The sequence below is a fragment of the Photobacterium sanctipauli genome (genome assembly GCF_003026495.1).
Classification (GTDB): domain Bacteria; phylum Pseudomonadota; class Gammaproteobacteria; order Enterobacterales; family Vibrionaceae; genus Photobacterium; species Photobacterium sanctipauli.
Genome location: NZ_PYMA01000001.1, coordinates 472020 through 490329, shown reverse-complemented (window position 1 = coordinate 490329; position 18310 = coordinate 472020). Strand labels below are relative to the sequence as shown.

Genomic DNA, 18310 nt, shown 5'->3' with positions numbered 1-18310 from the left:
GGAAAAAGTGATGAAAATCTTAAAAGACATTATGGTGAAAAGCCGTGATGGGATACTTCTCGCGACTGATGTTTACCTACCCGATAGCTGGCAGGAAGCATCAACCGTAGAGAGTACAGTACACGCTTTTCCGGTCATTATAGAAAGAACCCCGTATAACAAATCGGCGCCATCACGGTCGGAGCTCGATTTATCCGGGCACTTACTCACCCGTGAAGAAATGGCGAAAGCATTTACCGACGCTGGGTTTGCATGCGTGTTCCAAGATTGTCGAGGGCGTTATAACTCCACGGGTACGTTCACTAAGTATGTTAATGAAGCCGAAGATGGGTTTGATACGTGTGAATGGATCCATCAGCGACCTTGGTGCAATGGTTCAATCGGCAGTATGGGGCTCTCTTATGCCGCGCATACTCAGATGGCGATGGCTTGCTTGAACCCGCCGGGTTTGGCATGTATGGCATTGGACTCCGGTGGTTTTTCCAGTGCCTACGAATGTGGGATTCGCCAAGGCGGCGCTTTTGAGCTGAAGCAAGCAACATGGGCTTACCGCCAAGCTTTGGTAAGCCCGGAAGCGAAAGCTGATCCTATCTTGAAAAAAGCGCTGGAAAACGAGGATATCATTGAGTGGTTCAAGGAAATGCCGTGGAAGCGAGGCCATTCTCCACTAAGGCATATTCCTGATTACGAGTCGTATTTGCTGGAACAATGGGAAGCTGGCACTTTCAATGAGTTTTGGAAGAAGTCAGGGATTTACTCCCTTGATAGTTATCAAAATATTCCGGATATCCCTATTTTGTTGATGTCCAGTTGGTACGATGTTTATGTAAAAAGCACATTAGATAACTATCGTGTTTTGAGTGAGCAGAATACCGCCCCTGTTTCTCTCATCATGGGCCCTTGGCTTCATGGTGATCGCAATATTACACACAGTGGCGATGTGGAGTTTGGTGAAGCGGCATCATTTGATAACAATGTTGCCGAGAACTGGTTGCAGCAGCGTATTGATTGGTTCCGGCTTTGGTTGTTGGATGCGCAAGTGCAGGATCAGCCGACGGTTCGGGTGTTTCAAATGGGTGGCGGCGATGGGCAAAAGAATGCCCAGGGCAGGCTAAATCATGGCGGGCACTGGATTCACGGTACTGAATGGCCCTTACCGCAAACCAGAGTGCAGCAATGGTTTTTGAGGGCTGGTGGTCAATTGGACGATCAACCGGAGCCTGAACCTCGGGCATTAAGCTATTTGTTTGATCCAACGTCGCCAATGCCGACAGTCGGGGGAGCGTTAACATCAGGCAAGCCCGTTTTTGTGGGGGGGGCTTTTGACCAAAAAGAAGACCCGCGTTTCTTTGGCACTAAAGGCAATGGCCTTCCGCTGTCTGCTCGAAAAGATGTGTTGGTGTTTGAAACGTCTAAATTGGCTCAGGACTTAGTCGCCGCGGGTAAAGTCACCATTAAACTATTTATCGAAAGTGATGCGCTCGATACGGACTTTACCGCCAAGCTTATTGATGTCTATCCGCCATCAGAAGACTACCCGCAAGGGTTTGCCATGAATATTTCAGACGGCATTTTTCGCTGCCGCTACCATAAATCATTCGAGCAACCAGAATTGTTGTCGCGTGGGCAGGTTTATGAAATTAGCATCGAAGCATTTGCTACCTGCAATATGTTCAAAAAAGGGCATCGTATCCGCCTGGATATTTCTAGCAGCAACTTCCCTAAGTTTGATGTAAACCCAAATAGCGGTGAACCAGAAGGCTCGGCACAGTTAATGACTGTTGCAAAAAATACCATTCACCTTTCTTCAGCACACCCATCATCACTGACGCTTGAAGTTCTGTAATTCGTTGACCTACTAATGGCGATAGCGTGTTGCTGTCGCCATCTTTTCTTTTGTCTGGTATGCGACATAGTGTGGCCTACTTGCGATAGCCGGAAGCAATGATTCGCGTAATCTATTGGTAGATAAATGCCTTGGTATGGTGATGCCTACCTAGGACATAAACGGATCGCCAACAAAAAGTAGAAGTGGGTAGCAAGTGATAACAAAGGTAATTAACTATTTTAAGAAAGAATGGTTTTTAACAGGGATGTTAGGGGCCGTGGTATTGGCAGCGATTATGCCGACCGTCGGTCAGACCGAAGGTTTATTGCACTTAGATAAAGTGACCGCATTGGGCATCGCATTGGTGTTCTTCTTACATGGGGTAGGGCTATCGCCAGAGGCCATCAAGCAGGGGCTGAAAAATTGGAAACTGCACTTGTTTGTCCAAAGCGCTACTTTTGTTGCCTACCCGCTGTTGTGGTTGATTTTCGGTTCGGCTTTCCATGCCATGATGCCAGCTGCATTGGCGTTTGGCTTCTGCTATTTGTTTGTCCTGCCCAGCACGATTTCATCGTCGGTGGCGATGACAAGTGTGGCCAAAGGCAATATACCCGGTGCCATTTTCAATGCCTCGCTGTCTAGTTTGCTGGGTGTGGTGATCACCCCGATGCTAATCCAGCTGTTTATGGGGATGGATGGGGTGAAGATGGACGTAATGGATACCGTTCAGTCTATTGCGACCATGTTGTTATTACCTATGGTGTTGGGCCAGCTGGCTCGACCGATGCTGCTAGGCGTACTGAATAAGCATAAAGCCATCATCAATAAAATCGACAAGTGGGTGATCTTGATGATTGTATTCAATGCCTTCAGCGACTCCGTGGTTGATGGCATTTGGCAAGACTTTGCTTTGTCGACATTGCTACTGACGTTAGCACTCACTACGGTAATCTTGCTTGTTGTGGTCCATAGTATGCAGTGGTTTGCCCGCCGTGCAGGCTTTAGTCGTGAAGATGAAATTGCAGCTGTATTTTGCGGCACCAAGAAAACCCTAGCGGCTGGCGTACCAATGGCGAAGGTGATTTTCGGTGCCAACCCAATGATAGGCATGATGCTGCTGCCAATCATGTTTTATCACCAAATCCAGATTTTTTACTGTGCCATTTTGGCCAACCGTTATGCAAAAGAGCATGGTGAATAAGCAATAAAAAACAAGTAATTGGCCGTACTATTAAGTGCGGCTAATGATTTCTTTCGATGCATCTTTCTCTTAATTTCCCATAAAAACAACAAATCTTTTCGTCTATCCTTTCATTCCTTCGTCTTAAACAGTATTAGTCATTCAATAACGTTGGATTAAACCGTATGTTTAAGGTATCACCGCAAGTCGAAGGTATTAGCAATAAGTTTATTAAGCATGACAGCAATATGTTGAATCAGATCTATGGGACAGATGATCTGGTACCTTATTGGGTTGCCGATATGGATTTTCCGATTGCAAACCCTATCACTAACGAGTTGGCGCGACTCGTCGAGCGCGAGGTGTATTCTTACGAATTTAATTCATCGAATATTTTCCAAGCTATTTCAAACTGGAACCGTGACCGTCATGGTTTGCAACTTAATCCGGAAAACTTTGCCCAAGTGCCAGGCGTTCTTAGTGCTATCGCTTTGCTTATTCGCGAGTTCTCTAATGAAGGGGAAGGGGTGTTAATACAAACGCCGGTATATCACCAATTCCGCCGTTTAATTGAATCCGCAGGCAGAAAAGCGGTGAACAATACCCTTAAGCTGGCGGGAGAGCGTTATGAAATGGATTTTGCCGATTTTGAACAAAAGCTGAAAAACGACAGTGTGAAGATTGTTCTGCTGTGTAACCCCCATAATCCAGTTGGGCGAGTGTGGACGGCAGATGAGCTGCGCCAAATGGCGGAAATTGCAGCCAAGTATGATGTTGTGGTGATCAGTGATGAGGTGCATGCTGACATCGTGTTTGATGACCATCAATTCAATAGCATTCTTGCTACTGGCTATGAGAGTGCCATTTCGATTATTGGCTCTCCGGCGAAGAACTTTGGCTTAAATAGTATCTCCAATGGCTATATCTATAGTGATAACGAAGCTTACATAGCCAAAATTAAAGCGGCATCTAGCTCGATGGCATTGGATCACGGCAATGCATTTACCACTTTCGCAACTATAGCCGCCTACGAGAAGGGGCAGGAATGGTTTGAGGGCTTTCTTACCTACACCCAAAACAATGTTGACTGGGTTGTTGGCTATGTAGCTGAACACATGCCGCAAATCAAAGTCTTTAAGCCGGAAGGGACCAACCAAATTTGGTTCGATTTTTCGGGGCTTGGCTTGGCGCCAGAGCCGCTCAAGTCATTATTAGCAAAAGAGGCCAAGATTGGTCTGACACCAGGAACTTGGTTTGGTGAGCCCAATGAGAATTACTACCGGATTAATGTTGCATCGCCTCTTGAGCAGCTTCAAGCTTCTTTCGAGCGCCTAAAAGCGGCCGTCGATCAGATCTAAACGAGTACAGATAGATTAAGGTGATGTTATATAAGGTAAGGGTTAAATAAAGTCCCCCCTGCTATCCGTCAAGCCCAGAGGCTCAGGTGGTAGCTGGGGGGGAACGTATTTTATGCCAGTTGTGTTTGCTCTAGGCTGGGTCAAACACGAAACTGTTGAAGCCTCTGCTGCTGCTCTGCGGCAAGCCGGGCAAGTTCTTCGGTTGCCATTGAGCTTTGACCGATACCCGCCACATTCTGCCCGACGACATCCGAAACCGTCTCGACGTTATTTGATATATCGTTGCTTACCGCCGACTGCTCTTCAGAAGCCGTTGCCATCATGGTGTTGACTTCGGTTATCGAGTTAACGGCGTCGTTGATTGACGAGAACACGCTACTGACTGCCACCACGCTGCTCCGTGACTGTTCGACCAAGGCAAGATTATTGGTCATCTCATTATTGGTTTGCTCAACCTTGTCTTGCAAGCGTTCGATCAGCTCTTTGATACTCTCTGTCGACTGTTGGGTCTTGGCAGCAAGGTTGCGAACCTCATCGGCGACCACGGCAAAACCACGGCCTTGTTCGCCAGCTCGCGCAGCTTCAATCGCCGCATTGAGGGCGAGCAGGTTGGTCTGCTCTGATACATTGCCAATGACTTCAATCACCGAGTTGATATCAAGCGAGTAAGATTTGAGTTCTTCCAGAACTGCGGCCGTGGTTTGAACCGAGTCTGAAATCTGGTTCGAGGCATTTTCCAGCTCGTTTACCGCAGTATGGCCGCTCGAAACCGATGCCATTGCCGTGCCAGCACATTGTTCAGCCTGTACGGCATTATTGCTGACTTCTTTGGCTGTTGCCGACATCTGGCTAATAGCGGTTGCGATTTGGGTGATTTGATTGCTTTCTTCTTTGGCGTTGGCTTCCGACTGGGTCATTACCGCGCTGAGCTCAGTGGCTGCCGAGGCGACATTGGTCGCAATGGCCGAAAGATCGCCCACTGTTTTACGCAGGTTGGCCGAGGACTGGTTGAAATAGTTGGATAGCTCAACCATTTCATTATTGCCTTTTTCTACCGGAAGGGTAGCGGTGAGGTCGCCATGGGATAGCTTCTCAAGGGCATTGCAGACTTTACGGGTTTGCGATGAAATGTTCTTGGCCAACCAGTAGCTTATCGCAAGCCCTATCACTGTCGTGATGCCAAAAAGCTGGATGACAAACCATAGGGATTGGTTGGTTTGTTGGGCGCTATTTTGGGCGGCGGCGTTAGTTTCATTGGCAAGCACACCAAGGTAGCTCATTACTGAACTGTTGTAAGCCGTGGCGAGCTGGACACCTTGCGTCATAAAGCGATCACGCTCGGCAACGCTCACTTCACCGTTATCGAAGGCGTTGAACAGTGCGGCAGCTTTGGCATGGTGGTCGTAATAGTCATTGACTAGCTGCTGGGCCTTGCGGGATGACTCCGAGTCGCCCGAGGCTTGGATGTGCGAAATGGTTTCGTCACGCCACTTTAGGAGCGCGGCATTAAGCTCGTTTCTTGCCGGTGTTGAATAAACCGCTTGGTTAAATAGCATTCGGATGTCCGAAAATGCGGCAAGCTGGACATGGGTAACACCTTCACTGCGTTGCACCAGATTTTCTACGGCTATGTTGGCTTGAGTATTGGTATTACCAACCTGGATGAGGGTGAAACTTAACACTGCTAATAGTGAAATAAGCAAGGCTGAGATCATCCCAAGCATTTGCTGCCGGATGGTCAAGCCATGAATAATAAAGCGCATACTTTCTTTTCCTTAAGCTAATGAGATGGAGCGCCAGATATATTTTTTATGCCAGATATATTGTCAGAGTTGATAGTAAGTTAAAAGAAGTAAGCTTGAATAGAATGCCGGATTGTGAAGTGATGCTTTATTGAAATAATAAATCGGCGGGAGTGTAATTTATGGTTGTTTATTTTGGCCAGATTGGGTGGTACGAAATTATAAAATATTAAGCCGACGCTAGTACGTAAATAACACGCTTTATTTTTTGTATCACAAAGTACAATTGGCACATTATTTTCGTACTAGGTCGGTATTCGAATGGTACAATTTATTCCTGAATCTTTGATTTTAGCCCCGTTCCCGCATCTCGTATTAGGTTGACTGGCGAGAGGATAACGCCTTTCACCGCACCTTGCGTGGCCTGCTGGGTGATTTGCTCACTCTTATCGACAATCTCATCGGTTTTAGCCAACATGATAGGCACATCACGGCGAAGGTGCTCTGACTCAGTTATAACGGCAGGTATGGTAGCCTCCCTATAGCCGGTGCTCTCGACAATGACGGCGGGAAGAATATCTGTCCGGTAATGCTTCAGCTCGGTTAAGGCATCAGGCAGGGTGGTGCTGTTTACTGTCTCCACCGTTTGAATAACGGCTGGGACAGTTTCCCCGCGAATGACTTTGATTTCGTCTAATATCAGTGGAATTTTTTGATCAACGGAAGCAACAGTTTGGTTGACGTCATTAATGGTCGCTTTTATATCGTCAGCCAAAAGCAGGGCTTGTGGTGTTAATTCTTCAATGGTTTTTGCGACGAGTAGCCATTGTTCAATTTCAAGCTTGTCGGCCGTGGCATTAATATCTGCCATCATTTGCGGGTAGGTATCGACTACTTTGTTGATGGTGTTGGTAAAAGTGTAAATCGTATAGCCCAAATAAAAGATAGCAATGGCTAGTATGAGTTGAACAGCGGTAGTTAATTGATTTTTCATCGCTACATCCTTGTCGTTGCTGATATTGCTAATGTAGCGTAATGAGAATAAAGAGGCTAATGGGAATATAGCCTCTTTATGCATTAAATATTACGACTGGGTAATTGGACCTTGCTTGGCAGCGTGCTGGCGTTGCACCCATCTTGGATAGAAGGTGTTAATTAAGGTGGCGAGAATGATCAGGCTGATCCCCAGTACATTGTTCCATGCCATCTCTTCGTTGAAAAACATGACTTGCCAAATAATTGCAAACAGGAAGTTGGTGAATATTAAAGGCGCCAACTCAGAACTGGACGTGGCTAGCTTATAGGCCTTGGCACGAAACATTTGGGTGCCAGCAGTACAGGTTGCAAGTAATAGAAGCAAAGCGGCAATAAGCAATGCGGAGGCATCGGGTAGCAGCAGGTTGTGATGCAAGACTTGCCCGCCTGATTGTACAACATTAAGGGTAGCGACAGGGGCCAAGATCAATGCTGCCAGCAAGAAGCACCAACCGTTCACTGCTGCAGCAGGCAAGGTGGATTTCGCGCCCTTGAATAAGCTCACCTGGGACATGGCATTGAACCCGCCAGCTGCCAGACCAATCAATAACTCAGGGCGCAGGTTAACTCCTTCAGTGCTGCCAGCTTGTAGCAATACACCTGTAAAAGTGAGCCCGAGATTAAAAATCGTCATTGCCTGAATGGGTGTTTTATAAAACAGTTTTTCTAACAACGGGATGAACAGTGGCCCGGTACTGAACAGCACCACACTTTCTACTAGGGTGAGGGAGTTTAAGGCTGTGATAAAGGAAAGTTGGCTGCCGACAACGCACAAGGAGCGGATAATGATTGGACGACGATTGGTTTTATCTGGCACCACCCAACCTGAAAACTTCAAAATTGTTAGCATGATCAACGCCGGAAAGATAAAACGCAATGCACCAAGCACTTCAGTGCTGAAGCTGCCGCTCAAAAACTTCATGATAAGTCCGTTGAAAGACAGCGTGAAGGTTGAGATCAGCATAAAGGCGACAGGGCGAAAATCAGTGGACATTGAGGTTCCTTAGCGGGTTGTAATGGTGATTGAAACCGGATGAAGATCGGGTTTTTGATGATAAAAGTGTAAGTGCCTTGCGACAGTATAAAAAGCGAATAATACTAACCAAAACTGTTAGAAAAACTTAACAATGAGAAAGCTAGTCCCATTAAAGTCAATTTATGCTTTTGTTGCGGTGGCCGAGAGCGGCAGCATGACTGATGCCGCAGAGCATTTGAATGTCAGCCACTCTGCGGTGAGCCAGGCCATTAAGTCGCTAGAAAGCCAGCTTAATGTGCGGCTGTTCCGCCGGGTGGGTCGACGAGTCGAGCTAAATCAAGACGGAAGGCGTTATTACAGCAAGGTTGCCCCTGCCCTTACCCAAATCGTTGAGGCCAGTGAGTCACTCTCTAACCAAGGCGGGGGAAACCGCCTCACCTTGAATATGGTGAACTCGCTGGCACTTCATTGGTGGATCCCGCGGGTGACGGACTTTCAACATCATGCCCCGCATATTGATGTGCGAATTTCTAACATTATTCATGTGTTCGACTTAGAGCGTGAAGGTGTCGATGTGGCATTGATTCACGGTCATGCCGATGATTGGCAGGATTACCATTGTGAAATGTTGGGCGATGATGAGTTAATTATGGTGTGTAGCCCGCATTTGCTTGAAGGGCCAGAAGGGGGCTCGCCAGCTGAGCTGTTGGCTCAATTCCCTGCTATTTTTGCAACGAACCCGAGGCGAAAATATGACTGGCAAGTATGGTGTGATGCAAACCAACTCGCTGTGCCCAGTCAGCAACGTAATTTAACGTTCACGGCATCGGTACAAGCCGTGCAGGCGACCATTCGTCGCTTGGGAGTACTTATCACCCATAAGCAATTTGTTCGGGATGATATAAAGCACGGGATGCTGGTACAAATTGGTGAGCCAGTGCTCAATCCCAATCAAAGCTTCTATTTTGTTTGCCAACCGGAAAAGTTGAAGATGGAGCCAATACTTACTTTGCGCAGCTGGCTCAAGGCGCAATTCAATGAACAACTCGATTAATCGTTTGAAATCGTATTAGGTGGAAGCGAAAAAGTGATTTCTGTTCGCGTAACACCCGTTTGTTCATGCTATCAATATTGCCATTAGTAAATGTGCTTAGTTGGTGAACGATGTTGAGTGATAAAGAAATTATTCTGCGCAAAGCCCGTAATACAGAGCTGGAGTCATTGTATGCGCTTGTCACTGACGATGAGGCTTGGACGGCTTTTAACGGTCCTTATTTTCCCTATCAAACCCCAACACTTGATGAGTTTGCAGCAGGCCAGTTCAAGCGACTGTGCGAGGGTGACACTGCGTTATTGATTGAGTATGAAAATCGCCCGGTTGGTATGGTGAGCTATTACTGGGAGTGTGAGTCGACACGGTGGTTGGAAGTCGGGATCGTGATTTATGACTCGACTTGCTGGGGGCAGAGTATTGGTCGAAAAGCACTGGCGCCTTGGGTTTCCCACCTATTCAAATCGCTGGAAATTGAACGTGTGGGTCTAACCACATGGTCTGGTAACCCACGAATGATGGCTTGCGCCGAAAGGTTAGGAATGATACAGGAAGCCCGACTTCGAAAAGTGCGTTATTATCAAGGGGAGTATTATGATTCGGTAAGATACGGTGTACTTAGAAGTGAGTGGTTTGCTATGTTGGAGGATAATTAAAACGTAGTGGAACTGAATATGGAATTTGAAAGCGACAACTTAAAATATTGCCCATTATCCCAATCTGATTGGCCTTTCTTCCTATCTCTCTTTCGTGACCCTGCCGTGATAGCCTTGTGCTTTGATCCGCTACCGGATGACGTTGTACTAGAGCGCTTCCAGTCCCGCCTTTTGCCTTGGGATTTGAACTCTGATGAGTGGCTATGCTTGTTGATCAAAGAAAAATCCAGTGAACAATGTGTCGGCGTCACCGGCTTTAAGTTCGATGGTAAGGTGGCTGAATTAGGCTATTTGTTGCATTCAAACTTCCACGGACAAGGGTATGGGACTGAGCAATTAGCCTCTTTGCTTCATTGGTCTAAAGAGCAACTAGGGATCACCCAGTACCAAGCCGCCGTTACTGAAGGTAATATTGCCTGCGAAAAAATACTCGCGAAGGCAAACTTTAAGTTAGCCGAGCGCATACCCGATGCCTATGAGATTGGTGGCAAGCGATATGCCGATTTGATCTACCAAAATTACTAAGATAGCTTCAATAACAGAGGTATACACTTGTTCGCCGCGTCAAGATCGTGGCTGGTGTATGCCGACACGATCGCGCCCTCTTTTAGCATGCAAATCATGGTCAGCAACGCCTCATTCTTAACGGGCATGTGCTGTTCAATCAGTGCCCTGACACTGTCTTTGTGCTGTCGGCAGTAATGTGAGACTGGCGATGCTTTATCTCGGTACTCTGCCGAAGTATTGATGAAATAGCAGCCTCTAAACGGGCTGAGCTCAGCGACCTCATCATTGAACCAAGCCGTAAGCGAGTTAAACAGGGCTTCGATGAGCTCACGGTTTGTTTTTGCCCCTGAAAGCTCCCTGTCTAGCCAGTTTAGAAATACGGCATCCCTAACTTCAAGCGTTGCAATCACCAGTGCTTCTTTGCTGGCAAAGTGGTTATACAGGGTTTTCTTTGCCACGCCAGAGACTTTCAGCACCTCATTTATGCCAACTGAATTAACACCTTGCTCGTAGAACAGCGTCAGTGCGGTATCGGTCAGTAACTGTTTTTTGTCTTTCATTGCTTTCCCCATGGCTTAGACCTTCATCTTGACATTAAGAGACAGACTTGTCTACCATGTTAGGTAGACAGAGTGGTCTACTTACAGCAAGCGCTAGTGAGCTAGGCGGTAATTAAAGACAAATATGCAGATTACGTTGAGGTGATGGATGAATAAGTTTGTGTTTCCCATGGTGTCAGGTCTAGGGGCGGCAATTGCTATTGGTATTCTAGCTGGTGCGCAGAGTTTTCAACCGGAATGGTTGTTCCTGATGGCGCCCTTTGGTGCAACGACTGTACTGGTATTTGGTGTACCGGATAGCCCGTTAGCGCAACCGAAGAATGTGATTGCAGGCCATGTTTTAACAGCATTTATCGGTGTGTGCTTTGTTGAGTTCATTGGTGTAACACAGTTGAGTTTGGCTGCGGCGACGGGGTTGGGAGTCACGGCAATGCTAATGACGAAAACGACGCACCCGCCAGCTGGCGCCAACCCTATTTTGATTATGCTGGCAGGCCAAAGCTGGGGCTTCTTGTTTACTCCTGTATTGCTAGGTGCTGTTATCATCGTGCTGGTGGGAAAAGCCATGCAAAAAGTGCGTATTCGTTATATTTAATAATAATTTAGTGATATTGCTGGAATTAATAATCCGGGGGTGATCTTCTTCGCTAACAGTGCTTAAATGCATAGCATAGCGTGCTAAATCGAAACATCTGAAAAGGAAATAATCGTATGGGCAAGGTAGTCATTGTTACTGGCGGCGGTCGAGGGATCGGGGCGGCGACGGCAAAATCTTTAGCGTCAAAAGGCTATGCTGTTTGTGTTAATTACCGGGCTCGTGAGGCTGAAGCACAGGCGGTGGTTGCCGCTATCATCGCGGCTGGTGGCCGTGCTATTGCTTGTGCTGCTGATGTGGCGAATGAAGAGGATGTAATTCGCCTTTTCGATCAAACCGAACAGCAATTGGGCAGGGTTACGCATTTGGTGAATAACGCCGGTATTGTGCGTACGCAGTCACCGTTAGTTGATATTAGCCTTGAGCGCTTCACCGAGATACTCACGACCAATGTGACCAGTTGTTTTCTATGTTGCCGTGAGGCCATTAGGCGTATGCCGGACGGCGGGGCGATTGTGAATGTATCGTCGGCTGCATCCAGAACTGGCGCCCCCAATGAATACGTGGATTACGCTGCTTCAAAAGGAGCAATGGACAGCCTGACTAAAGGGTTATCTCTCGAATTGGCGCCAAGGAACATTCGGGTCAACGGTGTTCGTCCTGGCTTTATTCATACTGAAATGCATGCCGATGGCGGCGAACCTAATAGGGTCGAACGCCTTAGTGCCCAAATTCCGTTGCGCAGAGGCGGCACGTCTGAAGAAGTCGCCAACGCAATTGATTGGTTATTGTCCGATGAGGCCAGCTATGCCACTGGTACTTTTATTGATTTAGCCGGGGGACGTTAATGTTCTTGAAAGCAAACTATGATGCTATTGCCACCCAGTGGCAGCAAGCCCGGCACACATTACCCGAAAAAGATGCCGCGCTCTTCGAGCTTTTTGCCTCGCGGCTACCCAATAAGGCTTCCATTCTTGATCTAGGCTGTGGGCATGGCAGCCCGATTGCGACTTGGCTTTCTGAGCTTGGACACCAGATTGTGGGCGTTGACCGTTCACAGCAACTATTAGCCCAGGCAAAGCAGAAACTACCGGATCAGCAGTGGATCCATTGTGAGCTGGAAGAGTATTCAATTACCGAACAATATCACGGCGTTGTGATTTGGGACTCGTTATTCCATTTACCTAGAGATTACCATCGCCCGATACTGGAGCAGGTCTTTAAGGCGTTGCCAGAGCAAGGTGTCGTGATCTTGTCGAGCGGTGGAAGCGATGAGGATATTCCGGCTTTCACCGATTACATGTTCGACATTGAGTTTTATTACGATGCCTTACCGATGGCGCAATTGGTGAAGACTTGCGAGGAAATGGGTTTTACTCTCGTTAAAAGGGTAATGGTGAACGAGCCCGATGGTAAGCGTGATAAAGGACGTTTAGGGCTAGTATTGACCCGTTAGGCTAATCAAAAAAGTGATAGCAACATACAAGAATAGGGTGTGGTAGGAAATGGATTACTGGGTAGTTATCGCGCACGTGGTGGTTATTTGGGTTTTGGCTGTCATGACGCCGGGGGCCAATGTCTTGTTAACGATCAATACTGCGCTGAACCATGATAGAAGTTTGGCGCGGTATTCGGCACTGGGCGTAAGCCTGGCTATTTTGCTTTGGGCGTTCTTTGGTGCCTCGGGCTTAATGGTGTTGCTGACTTTATACCCGCAATTATTTACCGTGATGAAAGTGGTTGGTGGTTGCTATCTGGTTTACCTTGGGCTTGGTCAGCTGTACCGTACCCGAAAACAACGTACTCTAACCCAGAAACAACGTAATCTGCTTGAGGCAGGGGAGCAGTTTGATTACCAGTCGTCCCCAACTAAGTTAAAGCTTACTTGCACTGCCTTTCTCACCAGTATCCTCAACCCGAAGACGGGCTTTTTCATTGTGAGCTTATTCAGTGTGTCGGTCCCCAAAGACATTAGCGTGGCGATGATGCTCAATATTATGGTGATCATGGCGACCATCACCCTCATCTGGCACCTGTTCTTGGCTTACTCCTTTTCCCATCCGCTGGCAAAACAGGCCTACCAAAAAGTCTCCGCTTTTATTGATTATTTGACTGGTGGCTTGTTTACCATTCTCGGTGTGAAGATCATGGTGTCATGAATTTATCGTAGACTGTATTTTTTGCTGAGCTCAATGACGGAAGAGGCATTGAGCTTTTGCAGAATGCGCGTTTTATAAGTGCTTACTGTTTTCTCGTTTATCGATAGTAAAGCCGCAATACTTTTGTTGTTTTGTCCGTTGATAAGGTGATCCAATACTTCTAGCTCGCGTTGAGACAACGCTTTAAATGGATCATCGTTGCAATGGGACCCTGCCGATTTGGTATTAGACTGCTCCCCGGTTTGTTTAGATAAGTTGATGGCTGTTTGGACTATTTGATCAACTTCTAAGGTTTTGTTAATAAAACCATCGGCTCCTTTGTGGTCGGACAGCATGGGGTAACTTGGGTTTTCACTGGACGACATGGCAATGATTTTGCCTTGAAAGCCTTGTTCCTTTGCTCGCTCTATGAGGCTAAACCCACTCTCTGACTTCAAGTTAATATCCACGATGAGCAAGCTAAAGTGCTCCGCACGTATTGCAGACATTGCCTCGTTGGCCGTCTCTACGCTTATTGCCCTGATAACATCGGGATGTTGGTTAAATGCCTGCTTAAGTGCAATGCATACGATAGGGTGGTCGTCGACGATAAGGCATGAATGCACAGGCTGATTAACCGGTTTTATTGGTGTATTGAGATAGGCCGCCAGTTCATCGGTTGGCATGGGTTTACCTGTTAGGTAGCCCTGAAATAGGTTGGCACCTTGATGTTGCAGGTATTGTAAGTCGTCTTCATCTTCTACACCTTCAACTACGCATTTTAGGTTGAGTTGCTGAGACAAATTGATCAGTAATTGGGTGATCGCTTGCTGATGGGAGTGTTTGCTGACCCCTTGCACTAAACTTTTATCGATTTTGACTTCATCAAACGGGATTTGGGTTAAGCGGGATAGCGACGAGTAGCCGCAGCCTATATCATCAATGGCTAATTTGACGCCAATTAACTTGAATCGGGCAAGGCACACTAGCGCGCTGCTTTCTGAAAGGTAAAGCTGTTTCTCATTCAATTCGAGAGTAAGGCGCTGGTAGTTGAATCCGTATTTATCGCATATCAAGACAATATCGTCATAAAACGAGGGGTAAGCTAGATCTTGACTGGTGAGGTTAACAGAAAGCTGTAGGTTATTGGGGAGTTGCTGCATCGCGCGTAGTGCAGACTTCAGTACCGCTTTAAATAATGACACAGAGGTATGTTGATCCGATGCAAACTCTAAAAACTGGTTGGGTAAAAGAAGCCCCGCGTCAGGATGTATCCATCTAACTAGCGCCTCGATCCCCAGAGTTTCCCCGGTGCGTGTGTTCACTTGTGGTTGATAGAAGTTAACCAGCTGCTGTTGTTCAATAGCCGTTATAAAGTCGGAGTGGGTGATACTTGGCTGCGGCCATTTCTTATTATTGTCGGCTTTTGTCATCAGTTTAGCTTGGTTTAGGCTAGATAAAAGGGATGACAATTGTGCGTTATCATATGGCTTGTCAATTCGGTGTACTGATTTGAACCCTAATACTTGCGCCACTTTCTCGGTAAGGGATAAAACAGCATTGTCGCAGCCACTAAGAATAACAATATGTGCTTGACCGCAGAGTGGCGATAGTTGAGCGAGAAGGTGAATACCATCTGAATCAGGCAGGTTAATATCGCAGAAAATGATATCGAACCGACTTTGTTGGCTAAGCTCTAATGCTCCCGCATAGGTTGAGGCAATCGCTATTTGGCTTACTCCAAGCTCTCTTAGGTCGATTTTTAGCTTTGATGCTTGAATCAGGTCATCTTCTACAATCAAGGTTTTCATATTATTTTCGCTTTTCTTTATCTAAAAATGCTTGCCCTTGCTCGATAATCAGCGCTAATTGCTTAATCACTTTATCGAGTTCCTTCTGGGGGACGGCATCCATTTTTTCTAATTGGCAAATTGCTGATGCGAGCGTATCTAGCTTGAGAATGTTGGCTGAACCTTTTATTCGATGTAACTGCTGCTTTAGCCTCTTGTCTGGCGCTTGAAGGTAACTGATGTCTTTGAGGTAGGATTCAACAACAACAGGTAGCAACTCATTTTTTTCTGCCGCGCTTATTTTATCCAACCATGCCACCGGGCTTTCGGTATGATTCGATTGCGGGAGGTATTTTGATAACGTTTGGTAAAGCTGCGTTAGGCTATATGGCTTTATAAGTAGCTCATTCATCCCTGCCACTTTGGCCTTGGTATGTGATGCTTCCGTTGCATAGGCGGTGTAGCCAATGATCGGGAGCTCTGGGGCGCGATGGCGTACTTGACTGCAGAGCTCATAGCCTGACAGTCGAGGCATGTGGCAGTCGGTTAATATGAGCTGAAAATCATCGGGTTGGCTTTCAAATTGTTCATAGGCATCGGACCCGTTGGGTAAAATGACAAAGCTCAATCCTAAAGCCTCTAGCTGCCGCTTGATCACTGTGCGTATTATGTCATTGTCTTCTGCCACGAGAATATGGCCCTGGAGCGGGGGAAAGAAGTCATGCTTATCAAGAACTAGGCTGTTCTGGCCGAGCCGCTCCAATATCAAACTGGGGTAACATTCTTCATCGCTATCGAGCTGTGCGGTGGGCAGGGGAATATTATCAGTGGTTTTCACCTTCCAGCATACTAACCATTGCTGCGCAATTAACGATGTAAAGTGAATACCGACGGGCTCGTTAATGCTGAATGGTGAGGTGGCTATAGGGAGTCGGACCGTTATCTCGGTGCCGATACCTGACTCCGACTGAATCGCTATCTCTCCGTTAAACAATTCGACGATACTTTTAACGATCGACATGCCTAACCCGGTGCCACCAAATTGACGGGATATTGAACTATCTGCCTGCATATATGGGGTATAGATTTGTACCAGTTGTTCTGGTGTCATGCCGATACCACTGTCTTTTACCTTTAGCTGGAACACGTCTTTCGTCAGCGATATAGCGACTGAGATCCTCTCACAGTGGGTAAATTTGATGGCATTTGACAGCAAATTAGCCAGTACTTGCTTAATTTTATCAATATCAGTGTTAGCTAAAATGTATTCAGTTGGCTGCCAATCTAACTGGAATTGCAAGCCTTTTTCGGCACACGCCGAGTGGTAGAGCCTCAATGTCTGATCGAGCTCGAGCACTAAGTTGCATGGGGCGTTATCTAGCGTCATCGTGCCTGAATCAGCTTTAGAGAAGTCCAAAATCTCGCTTAGTTGGCGCTCTAGTTGTTCAGCCGATTGGATGACACTCTCAATTAAAACTTGATTTTCCGGCTCCAGATGAATTTTTCTATGCAGTAGTTCCAGCGATCCTTGCATGCCAGAAATTGGCGTTTTTAGCTCGTGAGAAATCATTGCAGTAAATCGCGCACGGGCTGCTAGTGCATCAGTTGCCACACGGTGGGCAGAGGCGAGTTCAGATTTTTGCTTTTCGAGCTGAGGCACATCATCCCATAAAATCAGGTGGCAAAGTTCCTTTGATTCCGGGTGGAGAATATCCGTTTTGTAAAAATTGAAGTGCACCGATTGATCTTCAGGTGACCAAACCCCTTTGCTAGCCAAGTTGTCTAAGTTAGGAAGCGGATATTGGTTGTATTTGTTGCGAAATAGCTTATTGCTAATGAGCTCATTACCGTTTTTATCTGTAAGCAGCATGCCTACAGGGAGCCCTTCTAGTAAAGATGAGAACCAATCAACCGCCAGATCAGCCTTGCGCTTTCTTGCTCGCTCGTTTGACAGTGCGCCTTCGAGAGAACGATGTTTTTTCTGGTATATCAACCATACAGCCAGTGAAATGAGTAGGCTGATAAATAAAATGATTGCCATTGTTTTCGGTTGGTAGCCAATGTTTATTTCAGAACGGCTGTATTTTTTCGCTAGGTTTGTCACCGTGTTGCTATCTAGCTGGGTTAAGAAGTGGTTAACTTTCAGGTATTGAGCAATATGCTCTTCTTGAAACAGCATTGCTGATGTTAGCGTTGTGATGCTTCGGGCGTTGCTGAGGGTAATATTTTGGTGGTTGGCGATTAGAAATTCTGGGGTAATAAGTTCTTCTGATAAAAAGATACCGTCAAGTTTATTGGCTTTTAAATCAGCTTCAAGGGATTCGATTGAATTGTAGAAAACAGGTTGTTGGTATGGCGCAATGAAATCGCCTAGGTATGTTTTGGCCCTTTGAGTTCGGGCAACGATACCAATTTTCATTGCTACATTATTCAGCTCAATTAATAAAAAACGCTGTGAATTGTAGGGAATGGTTGAAAGCCCTGAACCAAAGTTCTGGCGGGCTTTTCTTGGGTTCTCAAAAGGTATGATATCAATTTCTTTATTAGCAAACATACTTGCTTCTGAGCCCCCATCAGCCAGCGGGATGTACTCAAACCTTAAGCCCGTTTGCGACTCGATCAACTTAAATAGATCAACAACATACCCTGATGGTGCTAGCGTGGCTTTATCGAGAAAAATGGCCGGGTAGAGGTGATTGCCAACCGTGTACCTCAGTGTATTTTCGTCGGTATTCGTCGATTGGTTAATCGCTGAGTTTTCAGCGCTCGCGGGCAGAGTAAAAAGCGATGGGCCACATAGCGTGAGCACAAGCAAGATAAGTCGAATCATGAATGGAATATCGCCTGTGTATTGTGCCAATGAGCTTAGGGTTGATTGATATCAAGGGGTGTTT

Annotated in this window: 16 protein-coding genes; 10 read left to right on the top strand and 6 right to left on the bottom strand. The window is 46.6% G+C overall.

What is annotated here, in order from left to right:
- Nucleotides 1-10: 10 nt before the first annotated feature.
- The 3 genes from C9I98_RS02135 to C9I98_RS02125 all read left to right on the top strand — a co-directional run bounded on the left by C9I98_RS02135 (nt 11) and on the right by C9I98_RS02125 (nt 4366).
- On the top strand, nt 11-1846 hold the full coding sequence (locus C9I98_RS02135; protein ID WP_107271510.1) for a CocE/NonD family hydrolase: 1836 nt from the start codon (nt 11-13) through the stop codon (nt 1844-1846).
- Between the two features lie 196 nt (nt 1847-2042).
- Nucleotides 2043-3029, top strand: coding sequence for a bile acid:sodium symporter family protein (locus tag C9I98_RS02130; RefSeq protein WP_036825092.1), 987 nt, complete (start codon nt 2043-2045; stop codon nt 3027-3029).
- Between the two features lie 164 nt (nt 3030-3193).
- On the top strand, nt 3194-4366 hold the full coding sequence (locus tag C9I98_RS02125; RefSeq protein WP_036825094.1) for a MalY/PatB family protein: 1173 nt from the start codon (nt 3194-3196) through the stop codon (nt 4364-4366).
- Between the two features lie 140 nt (nt 4367-4506).
- On the opposite strand, the gene C9I98_RS02120 is transcribed toward C9I98_RS02125, so the two are convergent.
- From C9I98_RS02120 to C9I98_RS02110, 3 genes are all read right to left on the bottom strand, one after another.
- Nucleotides 4507-6129 (bottom strand): methyl-accepting chemotaxis protein, encoded by a 1623-nt coding sequence (locus C9I98_RS02120; protein WP_107271509.1) that lies wholly within the window; start codon nt 6127-6129, stop codon nt 4507-4509.
- 310 nt (nt 6130-6439) lie between these two features.
- Nucleotides 6440-7102, bottom strand: a complete 663-nt coding sequence (locus C9I98_RS02115) for a hypothetical protein (protein ID WP_036817561.1) — start codon at nt 7100-7102, stop codon at nt 6440-6442.
- A gap of 90 nt (nt 7103-7192) precedes the next feature.
- Nucleotides 7193-8137, bottom strand: coding sequence for a DMT family transporter (locus C9I98_RS02110; protein WP_036817559.1), 945 nt, complete (start codon nt 8135-8137; stop codon nt 7193-7195).
- Nucleotides 8138-8270: 133 nt separating this feature from the next.
- Between C9I98_RS02110 and C9I98_RS02105 the strand changes: the two genes are divergently transcribed.
- The 3 genes from C9I98_RS02105 (at nt 8271) to C9I98_RS02095 (ending at nt 10351) form a co-directional block, all read left to right on the top strand.
- Entirely contained in the window at nt 8271-9173 is a 903-nt protein-coding gene (locus tag C9I98_RS02105) for a LysR substrate-binding domain-containing protein (protein ID WP_036817557.1), read from the top strand.
- 110 nt (nt 9174-9283) lie between these two features.
- Entirely contained in the window at nt 9284-9826 is a 543-nt protein-coding gene (locus C9I98_RS02100) for a GNAT family N-acetyltransferase (RefSeq protein WP_036817555.1), read from the top strand.
- Nucleotides 9827-9844: 18 nt separating this feature from the next.
- Nucleotides 9845-10351: a GNAT family N-acetyltransferase gene (locus C9I98_RS02095; protein WP_036817553.1), complete on the top strand. Its 507-nt coding sequence runs from the start codon at nt 9845-9847 to the stop codon at nt 10349-10351.
- On the opposite strand, the gene C9I98_RS02090 is transcribed toward C9I98_RS02095, so the two are convergent.
- A complete protein-coding gene (locus tag C9I98_RS02090) occupies nt 10348-10893 on the bottom strand; it encodes a TetR/AcrR family transcriptional regulator (RefSeq protein ID WP_036817563.1) in 546 nt (181 codons plus the stop codon). The genes C9I98_RS02095 and C9I98_RS02090 overlap by 4 nt on opposite strands.
- A gap of 148 nt (nt 10894-11041) precedes the next feature.
- On the opposite strand from C9I98_RS02090, the gene C9I98_RS02085 reads away from it, so the two are divergent.
- The 4 genes from C9I98_RS02085 (at nt 11042) to C9I98_RS02070 (ending at nt 13647) form a co-directional block, all read left to right on the top strand.
- Entirely contained in the window at nt 11042-11488 is a 447-nt protein-coding gene (locus C9I98_RS02085; protein WP_107271508.1) for an HPP family protein, read from the top strand.
- A 116-nt stretch (nt 11489-11604) separates the two neighbouring features.
- Entirely contained in the window at nt 11605-12336 is a 732-nt protein-coding gene (locus C9I98_RS02080; protein WP_036823726.1) for a glucose 1-dehydrogenase, read from the top strand.
- On the top strand, nt 12336-12944 hold the full coding sequence (locus C9I98_RS02075) for a class I SAM-dependent methyltransferase (protein ID WP_036823723.1): 609 nt from the start codon (nt 12336-12338) through the stop codon (nt 12942-12944). Before C9I98_RS02080 ends, C9I98_RS02075 begins: the two co-directional genes overlap by 1 nt.
- 49 nt (nt 12945-12993) lie before the next feature.
- On the top strand, nt 12994-13647 hold the full coding sequence (locus C9I98_RS02070) for a LysE family translocator (protein WP_036823720.1): 654 nt from the start codon (nt 12994-12996) through the stop codon (nt 13645-13647).
- A gap of 2 nt (nt 13648-13649) precedes the next feature.
- Here the strand turns inward: C9I98_RS02070 and C9I98_RS02065 are convergent, their stop codons facing one another.
- Both C9I98_RS02065 and C9I98_RS02060 read right to left on the bottom strand, forming a co-directional pair.
- Nucleotides 13650-15437, bottom strand: coding sequence for an EAL domain-containing protein (locus C9I98_RS02065; RefSeq protein WP_036823717.1), 1788 nt, complete (start codon nt 15435-15437; stop codon nt 13650-13652).
- 1 nt (nt 15438) lies between these two features.
- Nucleotides 15439-18246 (bottom strand): ATP-binding protein, encoded by a 2808-nt coding sequence (locus tag C9I98_RS02060; protein ID WP_107271507.1) that lies wholly within the window; start codon nt 18244-18246, stop codon nt 15439-15441.
- Between the last annotated feature and the right edge of the window lie 64 nt (nt 18247-18310).

What these genes read in the sequence shown, in the direction of transcription:
- C9I98_RS02085 (WP_107271508.1), top strand. Translation starts at nt 11,042, where the DNA reads ATGAATAAGTTTGTGTTTCCCATGGTGTCAGGTCTAGGGGCGGCAATT.
- C9I98_RS02065 (WP_036823717.1), bottom strand. Translation starts at nt 15,437, where the DNA reads ATGAAAACCTTGATTGTAGAAGATGACCTGATTCAAGCATCAAAGCTA.
- C9I98_RS02135 (WP_107271510.1), top strand. Translation starts at nt 11, where the DNA reads ATGAAAATCTTAAAAGACATTATGGTGAAAAGCCGTGATGGGATACTT.
- C9I98_RS02080 (WP_036823726.1), top strand. Translation starts at nt 11,605, where the DNA reads ATGGGCAAGGTAGTCATTGTTACTGGCGGCGGTCGAGGGATCGGGGCG.
- C9I98_RS02060 (WP_107271507.1), bottom strand. Translation starts at nt 18,246, where the DNA reads ATGATTCGACTTATCTTGCTTGTGCTCACGCTATGTGGCCCATCGCTT.
- C9I98_RS02105 (WP_036817557.1), top strand. Translation starts at nt 8,271, where the DNA reads ATGAGAAAGCTAGTCCCATTAAAGTCAATTTATGCTTTTGTTGCGGTG.
- C9I98_RS02120 (WP_107271509.1), bottom strand. Translation starts at nt 6,129, where the DNA reads ATGCGCTTTATTATTCATGGCTTGACCATCCGGCAGCAAATGCTTGGG.
- C9I98_RS02115 (WP_036817561.1), bottom strand. Translation starts at nt 7,102, where the DNA reads ATGAAAAATCAATTAACTACCGCTGTTCAACTCATACTAGCCATTGCT.
- C9I98_RS02110 (WP_036817559.1), bottom strand. Translation starts at nt 8,137, where the DNA reads ATGTCCACTGATTTTCGCCCTGTCGCCTTTATGCTGATCTCAACCTTC.
- C9I98_RS02075 (WP_036823723.1), top strand. Translation starts at nt 12,336, where the DNA reads ATGTTCTTGAAAGCAAACTATGATGCTATTGCCACCCAGTGGCAGCAA.
- C9I98_RS02125 (WP_036825094.1), top strand. Translation starts at nt 3,194, where the DNA reads ATGTTTAAGGTATCACCGCAAGTCGAAGGTATTAGCAATAAGTTTATT.
- C9I98_RS02100 (WP_036817555.1), top strand. Translation starts at nt 9,284, where the DNA reads ATGTTGAGTGATAAAGAAATTATTCTGCGCAAAGCCCGTAATACAGAG.
- C9I98_RS02095 (WP_036817553.1), top strand. Translation starts at nt 9,845, where the DNA reads ATGGAATTTGAAAGCGACAACTTAAAATATTGCCCATTATCCCAATCT.
- C9I98_RS02070 (WP_036823720.1), top strand. Translation starts at nt 12,994, where the DNA reads ATGGATTACTGGGTAGTTATCGCGCACGTGGTGGTTATTTGGGTTTTG.
- C9I98_RS02090 (WP_036817563.1), bottom strand. Translation starts at nt 10,893, where the DNA reads ATGAAAGACAAAAAACAGTTACTGACCGATACCGCACTGACGCTGTTC.